At 73.3% G+C, this 10,982-nt stretch carries 9 protein-coding genes and 1 pseudogene; 3 read left to right on the top strand and 7 right to left on the bottom strand.

Going from position 1 to position 10,982, the window contains the following annotated elements; genetic code table 11:
• The 3 genes and pseudogenes from NCC78_RS20385 to NCC78_RS20375 form a co-directional block, all read left to right on the top strand.
• Positions 1–191 (top strand): annotated as a pseudogene (locus NCC78_RS20385) (ABC transporter ATP-binding protein); the annotation flags it as partial.
• Positions 191–1,996 (top strand): ABC transporter ATP-binding protein, encoded by a 1,806-nt coding sequence (locus NCC78_RS20380; RefSeq protein WP_250796314.1) that lies wholly within the window; start codon positions 191–193, stop codon positions 1,994–1,996. The pseudogene NCC78_RS20385 and the gene NCC78_RS20380, both read left to right, overlap by 1 nt.
• 121 nt (positions 1,997–2,117) lie before the next feature.
• Complete coding sequence (locus tag NCC78_RS20375; RefSeq protein WP_250796313.1) at positions 2,118–3,701, top strand: Na+/H+ antiporter; 1,584 nt, start codon at positions 2,118–2,120, stop codon at positions 3,699–3,701.
• 70 nt (positions 3,702–3,771) lie between these two features.
• On the opposite strand, the gene NCC78_RS20370 is transcribed toward NCC78_RS20375, so the two are convergent.
• The 7 genes from NCC78_RS20370 to NCC78_RS20340 form a co-directional block, all read right to left on the bottom strand.
• Positions 3,772–4,509 (bottom strand): DUF4142 domain-containing protein, encoded by a 738-nt coding sequence (locus NCC78_RS20370; protein ID WP_250796312.1) that lies wholly within the window; start codon positions 4,507–4,509, stop codon positions 3,772–3,774.
• Positions 4,510–4,658: 149 nt separating this feature from the next.
• Positions 4,659–5,840, bottom strand: a complete 1,182-nt coding sequence (locus NCC78_RS20365) for an ROK family protein (protein WP_250796311.1) — start codon at positions 5,838–5,840, stop codon at positions 4,659–4,661.
• 29 nt (positions 5,841–5,869) lie between these two features.
• Entirely contained in the window at positions 5,870–7,129 is a 1,260-nt protein-coding gene (locus tag NCC78_RS20360) for a sugar ABC transporter permease (protein WP_250796309.1), read from the bottom strand.
• Positions 7,126–7,944 carry an ATP-binding cassette domain-containing protein gene (locus NCC78_RS20355; protein ID WP_250796308.1) on the bottom strand — a complete coding sequence of 273 codons (819 nt, stop codon included), beginning with the start codon at positions 7,942–7,944 and terminating at the stop codon, positions 7,126–7,128. Before NCC78_RS20355 ends, NCC78_RS20360 begins: the two co-directional genes overlap by 4 nt.
• A gap of 110 nt (positions 7,945–8,054) precedes the next feature.
• Positions 8,055–9,152: a sugar ABC transporter substrate-binding protein gene (locus tag NCC78_RS20350; RefSeq protein WP_250796307.1), complete on the bottom strand. Its 1,098-nt coding sequence runs from the start codon at positions 9,150–9,152 to the stop codon at positions 8,055–8,057.
• A gap of 361 nt (positions 9,153–9,513) precedes the next feature.
• Positions 9,514–9,993 (bottom strand): Cys-tRNA(Pro) deacylase, encoded by a 480-nt coding sequence (gene ybaK, locus NCC78_RS20345; RefSeq protein ID WP_250796306.1) that lies wholly within the window; start codon positions 9,991–9,993, stop codon positions 9,514–9,516.
• A 66-nt stretch (positions 9,994–10,059) separates the two neighbouring features.
• Positions 10,060–10,982 (bottom strand): THUMP-like domain-containing protein (locus NCC78_RS20340; RefSeq protein WP_250796304.1); only part of this gene is annotated, 923 nt, incomplete at its 5' end.

The raw sequence follows: 10,982 nt of genomic DNA, 5'->3' as shown, positions 1-10,982 counted from the left end.
TCGCCGAGCGGCTCCGCGCGGCCCGCGCCGGCCGGACCACCCTGGCCTGCACCACCAGCCCGCTCGTGCTGAGCCGGGCCGAACACGTGATCTTCGTGGAGGACGGCAAGGTGACCGCCGAGGGCACCCACGGCGAGCTGCTCGACGGCGAACCGCGCTACCGGGCGACGGTCAGCCGGGAGGAGGACTGATGGCCGCCGCGTTGCCCGTCGCCGACGCGCGCCAGGTGCGCCGCTACGCCCGTACGCTGGTCCGCCGGCACCCGCGGGCGCTCGCCGCCGCGCTCGGCCTGCACGCGCTGGCCGCCGCGGCCGGTCTGGTCGCGCCGCGGCTGCTCGGCGACCTGGTCGAGGGGCTCTCCCGGGGCGCCGGCGGCACCACCGTCGATCGGATCGCCCTGCTCATCGCCGGGTTCGTGGTGGTGCAGGCGGTGCTGATGCGGTTCGCCCACCTGGCCTCGGCGCGGCTCGGCGAACGGGTGCTGGCCGAACTGCGGGAGGACTTCGTCGACCGGATCCTGGCCCTGCCGCTGGCCACCGTGGAGCGGGCCGGCACCGGCGACCTGCTCACCCGGACGTCCCGGGACGTCTCCGCGCTGTCCCGGACGGTCCGCTTCGCGGTGCCAGAGACGCTGATCGCGATCGTCACCGCCTGCTTCATCATCGGCGCGCTGCTGCTGGTCGGCCCGCTGCTGGCGTTGCCGTGCGTGGTCGCGGTGCCGGTGCTGTGGGCCGGGACCCGCTGGTACCTCCACCGGGCCCCGGCGGGCTACCTGCGGGAGAACGCCGCCTACTCCGACATCACCGACGGCATCAGCGAGACGGTGGAGGGTTCGCGGACCACGGAGGCGTTGCGGCAGCAGGCGCGCCGCCGGGCCCGCACCGACGCCGACATCCGCCGGTCGTACGCGGCGGAGCGCTACACCCTGCGGCTGCGCACGGTCTTCTTCCCGATCGCCGAGATCGGCTACGTGGTGCCGGTGGTCGCGACGCTGCTCGTCGGCGGCTGGTTCTACCTGCGCGGCTGGGTCACCCTGGGCCAGGTCACCGCCGCCACCCTCTACGTGCAGCAACTGGTGGACCCGGTCGACCGGCTGCTCTCCTGGCTCGACGAGCTGCAGGTCGGTGGCGCCTCGATGGCCCGCCTGCTCGGCGTGGCCGACGCCGCCCCGCCCGCCGGCCCGCCGGCCGCGTCGAACTCCGGCTCCCCGGCCGGCTCCCCGACCCCGTCGGGCGCCGGCTCGCCGGGCGACGGTGGCGACGACAGGCGGCTCGCCGCCCGCGACGTTCGGTACGCGTACCGGGAGGGGCGCGACGTGCTGCACGGGGTGACCCTCGTCCCGGAGCCGGGGGAGAAGCTGGCCGTGGTGGGCCCCTCGGGCGCCGGCAAGTCCACCCTCGGGCGGCTGCTCGCCGGGGTGCACGCGCCGCGCACGGGCGCGGTCACCGTGGCCGGGCGGCGGCTGGACGAGCTGCCCCTGGGCGAGCTGCGCAGGCACGTCGCGCTGGTCACCCAGGAGCACCACGTCTTCATCGGCACGCTGCGGGAGAACGTGGCGATGGTCCGACCGGGTGCCGACGAGGCGGCCGTCCGGTCCGCGCTGGCCGCCGTCGACGCGTGGGACTGGGCCGAGGCGCTGCCCGACGGGCTAAACACGGTGGTGGGCGCCGGTGGGCACCCGCTGTCGCCGGCGCAGGCGCAGCAGCTGGCGCTGGCCCGGCTGGTGCTGGTCGACCCGCACACCCTGGTGCTGGACGAGGCCACCTCGCTGATCGATCCCCGGGCCGCCCGCCGCCTGGAACGCTCCCTGGCGGCCGTCCTGCACGGCCGGACGGTGATCGCCATCGCGCACCGGCTCTTCTCCGCGCACGACGCGGACCGGGTGGCCGTGGTGGAGGACGGCCGCATCACCGAACTCGGCTCCCACGACGACCTGGTCGCGGCCGGCGGCCCCTACGCCGCCCTCTGGCACTCCTGGCACGGCGACCGCCGCTGACCCCTCCGGGCGGCACCAATTCGATGGTTCGACGGTGCGCCGGCGTCGCGTCGTACCACGATGTTGGAGCGGTCACCTGAGCGGCGGTGCGGCTGGCCGGCAGGCGACGGGGGTGCGACGGGTGGACGCTCTGGTGCTGATCGTGGTGCTCGGCGTCACGGTGCTGATCGGCACCACGCTCGGTGGGCGGTACAGCGTGGCGCCGCCGGTCCTGCTCATCACGATGGGCGCGCTGCTCGCGCTCCTCCCGCCGCTGTCGGAGGTGGTGCTCGAGCCCGAGGTGGTGCTGCTGCTGTTCCTGCCGGCGATCCTCTACCGGGAGAGCCTCACCACCAGCCTGCGCGAGATCCGCGCCAACCTGCTGGTGATCACGTTGCTCGCCGTGGGGCTGGTGGGGGTGACGATGGCGGCGGTGTCACTCGTCGCGCAGCGGCTCGGCGTCGACCCGGCCGCGGCCTGGGTGCTCGGCGCGGTGCTCGCGCCGACCGACGCCGCGGCGGTCGCGGGCCTGGCGAAACAGATGCCGCGCCGCATCCTGACGACGCTGCATGCGGAGAGTCTGATCAACGACGGCACCGCCCTGGTGCTCTTCGGCGTCGCGGTGGCGCTGATCGTGGGCGGGGTCGAACCGACGCCCCTGGGGTTGCTGGAGCGGTTCGTCGGCGCGGCGGCCGGCGGTGTCGCCGCCGGGCTGCTGGCCGGCGGGGCGGTGATCCTGATCCGCCGGCGCCTCGACGATCCGCTGCGCGAGGGCGGGCTGAGCGTGCTCACCCCGTTCGTCGCGTTCTTTCTCGCCGAGCTCGTGCACGCCAGCGGGGTGCTGGCGGTGGTGGTCGCCGGCCTCCTGCTGTCCTACGCCAGCCCCCGGATCATCCGGGCCCGGTCCCGGGTGACGGCGTACGCCTTCTGGGACCTGTCCACGTTCCTGATCAACGGCAGCCTCTTCGTGCTCCTCGGGATGCAGATACCGCGGGCCCTGCGGGGCCTCACCAGCATCTCGACGGCGCGGGCGCTGACCATCGCGGCGGTGGTGACCGTCGTCGTCGTGGTGGTCCGGATGCTGTGGTTGCACCTGGGGGCGTTGGCCTTCCGGGGTGTCCTGGCCGTGACCCGGCAGCGGCCGGGGGGTGACCGTCAGCTCGGCGGGCGGGTGTGGACGGCGGCCGGGTGGGCCGGCTTCCGGGGCGCGGTCTCCCTCGCGGCGGCCCTCGCGGTTCCCGTGACGACCTTCACGGGCGAGCCCGTCCACGAGCGCGATCTGATCATCTTCTCGACCGCGCTGGTCATCCTGCTGACGATGCTGATCCAGGGCACGACGTTGCCGGCGGTCGTCGCGTGGGCGGGCCTGGTCGGCGACGAGCAGCGTGGTGACGAGCTGCGGCTGGCGAGGCGGCGGGCCACCGAGGCCGGCCTGGCGGCGCTGCCCGAGGTCGCCGCCCGGCTCGGCGTCGGGCGGGAGGCGGTCGATCGCCTCCGGCTCGACTACGAGCAGCACCTCGACGACGTCCGGTCGGCTGACCACGGCCGGGTGGCGGAGGCCGGGGAGCTCGACCGGCGGCTGCGGCTCGCCGTCCTCGAGTACAAGCGCCGCGAGGTCACCAGGCTGCGGGACAGCAACGAGATCGACGACTTCGTGCTGCGCGAGGTGCAGGCCGCCCTGGACATCGAGGAGATCCGGTTGCTGGGGCCGGCACTCAGCGACTAGCCGCCCGGCCGCCGAAGCGCGTCCGGCGACGGTGGCGACGCCCGGCCCGGCGCCGCCACCGTCGATGGGCTCAGTTGCGCCGCAGGATGCGGTAGGTGGCGATGCCGCCGGTGCCGAGGGCGGCGAGGAAGACCAGCCAGACCACGGTGCTGCTGACGCCGACCTGGGGACCGGCGTTGGCCGAGGCGGCGGCGAGCAGCCCGTCGTTGCCGGGCGCGGGCAGCGCAGCCGGCGGCAGTTCCGGCCAGCGGACCAGGCCGGTGCTCTCCAGCATCTGCATGTGGTGCATGACGAACTTGTTGGCGTCCTCGGCGAGCTTGCGGATGACCGGGTCCCGGGTGCTCGCCCGCACCGCGCCGATCACCGGGAAGATCTTGCCGTGGGCGACCCGGAGCCGGGTGACGAAGATCTGGTCGAAGCGGGCGCCGGAGGCGTTCTGCATCTCCGACAGCCAGCCCTTCTGCTCGGCCGTCGGATCGGTGGGGATCGTCGCCCCCAGCTTGTTGGCCGCCTCGACGGTGAGCCGGTCCAGCTCCTCGTGCTCGGAGGCGATCTCCGCGCCGATCTGCCGGACCGTGCGGTTCTGCCCCTTCTCGGCGGCCATCTGCCCGGCCGGCATCTCCCAGAGCCCGGCCAGTCGCACCCCGTTGAGCAGGGCGGCGTCGGCGGCGTTGAGCTGCTGGCCCGCCGGCGCGGCGACGGCCACGCCGGGCAGCACCCCGAGCCCGGCGGCGATCGTGATGAGCAGCACCGCGACACGACGGGTCCGATGCCCCTGTCGGCGACGGGCGGATCTGAGCGGTGCCATGTCTGCGGTGCCTCCTCGGTCCGGACCGAACGTGTGGGCCGGGTAGCCGCACCCCGCCGGCCGCCCGTCCGTGCACTGGTACGGATTGACCGCCCGATCAGTTCAGTCGGAACCGCGAGGAGCCTCGGGTCGTCCGCGCGGGTGACCGGTCAGCCGACGTCGAGGGGGTCGGCGAGCAGCCGTTCGAAGGCCAGCTCGGCCGCGCCGATCAGCGCGGCGTCCTCGCCGAGCTTCGGGGTGCGCAGCCGGACGTGTTCCAGGCAGGCGGGCAGCGCCATGGAGTTGAGCCGGCTGCGTACCTGGGCCGCCGCGGCGAGATAGAGGTCGCGCATGGTGCCACCGAAGATGACCATCTCCGGGTTGAAGATGTTCACCAGGTTGGCCACCCCGAAGCCCAGCCAGTCGCCGGCCTGCCGGACGGCCGTCTGGGCCCGGGCGTCACCCCGGTCCGCGGCGTCGAAGACGGCGAGCAGCGCGTCCCGCCCCCGCGCGTCGGAGCGGCCGGCGGCCCGGAGCAGCCCGTGCTCGCCGATCTCGGTCTCCCAGCAGCCCCGGGAGCCGCACTCGCAGGGGGCGCCGTCGCGGACCACCACCATGTGCCCGACCTCGCCGCCGTACCCGCCGTGCCCGGTCAGCCGCCGGCCACCGGCGATGATGCCGGCGCCGACGCCCACGTCGCCGTAGAGGTAGACGACGTTGTCGCAGCCGGCCGCCGCGCCCCGGGCGTGCTCGGCGAAGGCCGCCACGTCGGCCACGTTCCCGACCGTGACGGCCACGTCGACGCCCAGCTCGGCCCCGATCGCCGCGCCGATCGGCTCGTCCACCCAGCCGGTGGTCGGGCCGAGCCGGACGAGCCCGTCGTTCCGGCGGACCATGCCGCAGACCGCGACCCCCGCGCCGACGCAGATCGCGTCCGCCGGCACCGCCTGCTGCATCTCCTTGACCGCCCCGGCCAGCAGCGGCACGGCCTCCGCGGCGGTGAGCCCCCGCGGCCGGTCCAGCTCCCGGCGGTCGAGCACCGCGCCGCCGAGACCGACCCGCGCGGCCCGCAGCCGGTCCACCCCGATGCTGTACGCGTACGCGTAGACCCGGGCCGACTCGGGCCGGACGACCAGCGACGGTCGTCCGGCCCGGCCGGTTTCCTTCGGCGTCCCCTCGCTGACCAGACCGGCGCCGGCCAGGTCGGCGGTCAGCGCACCGATGGTGCTCCGGTTGAGCCCCAGCGTGGTGGTGAGTTCCGCGCGTGAGGTCGCCCCGTGGACGTGTACGTACCGCAGCAACGCGCCGAGGTTCTGCCGGCGGATCTCGTCCTGGCTCGGGCCTGTTCGCATCGCTGTCGTTACTTTCGGTGAAGCGGTGATCAGCGGGTGCCGGTGGCGGCGGACCGGCGGCGGGACAGCGCGTCCACGCCGGCGGCGAGCAGCAGCACCAGTCCGGTGAAGACGTACTTCAGGCCGGAGCTGAGGTTGAGCAGACCCATACCGTTGATGATGACCGCCACCACCGCGCCGCCGAGCACCGCGTTGATCATCCGGCCCTTGCCACCGAAAAGGCTGGTGCCGCCGATGACCGCCGCGCCGACCGCGTAGAGGAGCACGTTGCTGCCACCGGTGTTCGGGTCGACCGACCTGTCCCGGCTGGCCGCGATGATGCCGCCGACCGCCGCCATGGTGGAGCAGATGACGAAGGCGGAGATCCGGATCCGGTCCACGTTGATGCCGGCGCGGCGGGCCGCCTCCCGGTTGCCGCCGACCGCGTAGAGGTGCCGGCCGTAGGCGGTGCGGTTGAGCACGAACGTCCAGCCGACCAGCAGCAGGGCGAGGATCGGCACGACGATCGGCATGCCCTTGTTGGAGCTGATCAGCGGGTTGATGCTGCGTTCCTGGTTGAGCACGTACACGGCGAAGCCGAGGATCAGGCCCAGCGCCGCGATCCGGCCGAACACCACGGCGGCGGGCTCGGTGACCAAACCCCGGGAGATGCGGTTGCGGTGCCGCAGCAGCTGCGCCGTGGCGTAGCAGCCGACCGCGACCGCGGCGAGCAGCCAGCCGATCAGCGGGGGCACCCAGCGGTTCTCGATCGCGATGATCACGTCATCGCCGATGGAGATGTTGGTGCCCTCCTTCATCAGCAGCAGAACCACGCCCTGGAAGGCGAGGAAGCCGGCGAGGGTGACCACGAAGGACGGGATGCCGACCTTCGCCACCAGGAAGCCGAGGGTGAAGCCGATAACCACGCCGGTGGCGAGCGCGGCGAGGATCGCGACGTACCACGGGTAGCCGAGCACGGTGACGACGTTGGCCAGGATGGCCGCGCAGACGCCGCTGGCGAAGCCGGCGGAGAGGTCGATCTCGCCGAGCAGCAGGACGAAGATCAGGCCCATCGCGATCGCGGTGACCGCGGCGCCCTGGGTGAACAGGTTGGCGAAGTTCGCCGCCGAGAAGAAGACCGGGCGGACGATCGCGAACACCAGGCAGAGCACCACCAGGCCGGTGACCGCCGGCAGCGAGCCGAGGTCGCCACCGCGTACCCGGGCGAAGTAGTTGCGGACGTGACTGCCCACGGTGGGTGCCGGCGTGACGGCCGCCGGCCCCTCCTCGCGTACGGCGGTGGTGGTCATCGGACGGCTCCCGGGGTGCTGTCGACGGTCTGGCCGCCGGTGTCGGTCTGCCCGTTGCCCGGGTTCAGGCCGAGCGCGCCGGAGCGACCGGCGGTGATCAGCTCGACGATCTGGGCGTGGGTGATGTCGGTGGTCTTCACCTGGGCGACCATCTGGCCGAGGTAGAGCGCGGCGATCCGGTCGGAGACGGCGAAGACGTCGTTCATGTTGTGCGAGATGAGCACGACGGCGAGGCCGTTGTCGGCCAGCCGGCGGACCAGTTCGAGCACCTGGGCGGTCTGGGCGACGCCGAGCGCCGCGGTGGGCTCGTCCAGGATGACCAGCTTGCTGTTCCACAGCACCGCCTTGGCGATCGCCACGGTCTGGCGCTGGCCGCCGGAGAGGCTGGAGACGTGCTGGCGCAGCGACTTGACCGTGCGCACGCTCAGCCCGGCCAGGGTCTCGGCGGCCATCTGCTCCATGGTCGGCTCGTCGAGCACGATGCCGCTGCGCTTCTCCCGGCCGAGGAACATGTTCTGCACGATGTCGAGGTTGTCGCAGAGCGCGAGGTCCTGGTAGACGACCTCGATGCCGAGCGCGCCGGCGTCGCGGGGATTGTTGATCGTCACCGGCCGGCCGTCGAAGAGGAACTCACCGGCGTCGGTGGGGTAGATGCCGCTGATGCACTTGACCAGGGTCGATTTGCCGGCGCCGTTGTCGCCGACCAGCGCGGTCACCTCGCCCGGGTGGGCGGAGAAGGCGACGTCACGCAGGACCTGGACGGGACCGAAGCTCTTGTCGATCCCGCGTAGTTCCAGCAGGGGGGTCGCGGACACGGGGTTCTCCTTCGCACGGAGGGGATCTCGGAGCCCGTCCGGCGGCGCGCCGCCCGGCACGGGTTGTCCCGTGCCGGGCGGCGCCGCCTCGGCGGGTACGGCAGCGTGGGTCAGCTGATGCCGGCGTCGGCGCAGAGCTTGACGTACGCCCCGGTGCAGACCTCGTCCTTGGTGACGAAGCCGTCCGCGATGACGTCCTTGACGTTCTCCTTGTAGATCGCCTTCGGGGTGAGCAGAACGGCGGCGACGTCCTTGCCGCTCTCCGGGTCCTTGACGGTCTGGCCGGTGTTCTTCCGCTCGCCCTTGGCCAGCGCGATGGCCAGGTCGGAGGCGGCCTTCGCCTCCTCCTTGATCGCCTTGTAGACGGTCATGCACTGGTCACCGGCGAGGATGTTCTGCAGGCCCTGCGGGGTGGCGTCCTGGCCGGTCACCGGGACCTTGCCGTTGAGCTTGTTCTTCTTCAGCACCGAGATGGCGGCGTTGCCCAGGCCGTCGTTGGCGGCGAGCAAGCCGTCGATCTTGCCCTTGGTCTGGGTGAGCATCTGCTCGAAGATGACGCCGGCCTGCGCGTTGTCCCAGTCCGGAACGGCCTGGTCCGGGCCCTTCACGTACTCCTTCGAGTCGAACTTCGGCTTGAGCACCGAGTCGTACCCGTTCTTGAACAGGGTGGCGTTGTTGTCGGTCGGGGAGCCGTTGAGGTAGGCCACGACCGGGCTCTTGGCGGCCTTGTCGGTGAGGCACTTGCTCAGGCCCTCGCCCTGGAGCTTGCCGACGGCCTCGTTGTCGAAGCTGACGTAGTACTCGGCGTTGCCGCCCAGCGTGAGCCGGTCGTAGTCGATCGTCGCGACGCCCTGGGACTTCGCCTTCTCCAGCACGGCCTTGCCGGTGCCCGAGTCCAGGTTGACGATCATCAGCGCGGTGGCGCCGTTGGTGATCATCTGGTCGGCGATGGTGGAGAACTGGGACTTGTCGCCCTGGGCGTTCTGGATGTCGTACTGCACGCCGGCGGCCTTGAACGCCTCCTCCAGGAACTTGCGGTCCGCGCCCTCCCAGCGGGCGGAGGACTTGCTGTCCGGGAGGATCACGCCGATCTTCGGGGTCCGTTCGGAGCCGGCCTGGTCGCCGGAGCCGGACTCGTCGCCGCAGGCGGCCATGCTGCCGGTGGCCAGGAGGCCCACGGCGGCGATGGCGAGGAAGCCCTTGCGCATCTGCAGGGTCCTTTCGGGGGTGGGGGATGGTGTTCTTTTGTTGTGTCCGGCAACGTATTCCGCGTCACGTACCCCGCACAAGAGTGCCGAGGTCACGAGTTTGTTGGCGGCAGTAACAATTCAGCAACGTGCCCGACACCCGTCCGCCACCTTTCGGGGAAGCGCTCTCCGCATCGGGTGCGTGGAGCGCCCGGCAGCAGGGCCGGGGGCTGCGGCGGAGCGCCCACCGGCAGGGGGCTCGGGGCTGCGGCGAGGCGCCCACCGGCGGCCCGGGCACTGCGGCGGAGGGGTCCACCGGTGGGGGACGGGCGGCTCGGTGGAGCGCCGCCGGGAGGGCGGGGCGGCGGAGGGGCGGTGGGCCTCAGCGGGTCGCGACGGTGGCGGTGACGGCCTGGGTGAGGGTGAGCAGATCCTGCGGGGCCAGTTCCAGCTGGAGGCCCCGGCGGCCGGCCGAGACGTAGACGGTGGCGTGGGCGAGGGCGGAGGAGTCGAGCACCGTCGGCAGGCGTCTGCGCTGACCGAGCGGACTGATGCCGCCCCGGACGTAACCGGTGGCGCGTTCGGCCACCGCGCGGTCGGCCATCGTGGCCCGCTTGCCACCCACGGCCGCGGCGAGCGCCTTCAGGTCCAGCTCGCCCGCGACCGGCACGACCGCCACGGTGAGCGCCCCGTCGACCTCGGTCACCAGCGACTTGAACAGCCGCTCCGGCGGCACGCCCAACGCCGCCGCGACCAGCGCGCCGTAGTTCGGCGCGTCCGGGGCGACGTCGTACGGATGGGTGCGGTGCGCGATCTTCCGCTTCGCCAGCAGCGCGGTCGCCGGAGTGCCCTGTCCCGCCATGACCGTCAAGCTAACCCGGCGCCCGCGCTCGGGCCAGCCGGAATCGCCGCGCCCGACGAGGACCGGTCAGGCCACCGGAACCGGCCGGCAGACCAGCACGGTGGGCGCCCCGGCCACCCGGGTCAGCACCAGGCTGGCCGGTTCGTCGCCGGCCAGCCGCAGGTCGCGGCGGAGCTTCTCCGGCTCCAGCGCGGAGCCGCGCTTGAGGATCTCCACCCGCCCCACCCGGCGTTCCCGCAGCAGCGCGCGCAGCCGCTTCAGCGAGAACGGCAGCACGTCGGTGACCTCCAGGCAGCGGCCGAACGGGGTCGCGGCGGGGGAGTCCGCGTAGAGGTAGGCGATGCTCGGGTCGGCGATCGTCGCGCCGAGGGCGTCGGCCAGCTCGGCGACCAGGTGGGCGCGGACCACCGCCGGGTCCGGGTCGTACAGGTACGGCCGGACCGGCCCGACCGTCGCCTCCGCGTCGCCGGCGCCGGTCAGGGTGTGCGGAGTGTCGCCGCGCAGCACGGTGGCGCGGCGGGGGACCTCGGCGAGCCGGCCGCACCAGAGCGCCGCCTCGACCAGGTCGCCGTCCACGCTCACCCACTCCGCCTCGGCGCCCGCCGGGACCAGCGCGTGGTCGATGCCGGGGGCCACCTTCACCACGGTGTTCGGCACCCGCTCGGCCAGCCCGGTGACGAAGTCCCACGGCGGGGAGTAGGCGTTCGGGTCGAAGATCCGCCGGCCCGTCCCGGCCCGCCGCCGCGCCGGGTCGACGAAGACCCCGTCGACCCGGGTCACGTCGAACGCGGTGGCGTCGCCGCGCTCCACGGTGAACTGCTCGGCCAGCCCGGCCGCCTCGGCGTTCGCGGCGGCCATCGCGGCGGTCACCGGGTCGGCCTCCACGCCGTACACCCGGATGCCGGCCCGGGCGGCGGCGAGCGCGTCCGCGCCGAGGCCGCAGCCCAGGTCGGCGAGGGTGCGCACCCCGGCGACGCGCAACCGGGCGG

Source organism: Micromonospora phytophila (assembly GCF_023656545.1).
In the GTDB taxonomy this organism is placed as follows: domain Bacteria; phylum Actinomycetota; class Actinomycetes; order Mycobacteriales; family Micromonosporaceae; genus Micromonospora; species Micromonospora phytophila.
This window is presented reverse-complemented; position numbering and strand designations above follow the sequence as displayed.

What these genes read in the sequence shown, in the direction of transcription:
- NCC78_RS20380 (WP_250796314.1), top strand. Translation starts at nt 191, where the DNA reads ATGGCCGCCGCGTTGCCCGTCGCCGACGCGCGCCAGGTGCGCCGCTAC.
- NCC78_RS20370 (WP_250796312.1), bottom strand. Translation starts at nt 4,509, where the DNA reads ATGGCACCGCTCAGATCCGCCCGTCGCCGACAGGGGCATCGGACCCGT.
- NCC78_RS20365 (WP_250796311.1), bottom strand. Translation starts at nt 5,840, where the DNA reads ATGCGAACAGGCCCGAGCCAGGACGAGATCCGCCGGCAGAACCTCGGC.
- NCC78_RS20360 (WP_250796309.1), bottom strand. Translation starts at nt 7,129, where the DNA reads ATGACCACCACCGCCGTACGCGAGGAGGGGCCGGCGGCCGTCACGCCG.
- NCC78_RS20350 (WP_250796307.1), bottom strand. Translation starts at nt 9,152, where the DNA reads ATGCGCAAGGGCTTCCTCGCCATCGCCGCCGTGGGCCTCCTGGCCACC.
- ybaK (WP_250796306.1), bottom strand. Translation starts at nt 9,993, where the DNA reads ATGGCGGGACAGGGCACTCCGGCGACCGCGCTGCTGGCGAAGCGGAAG.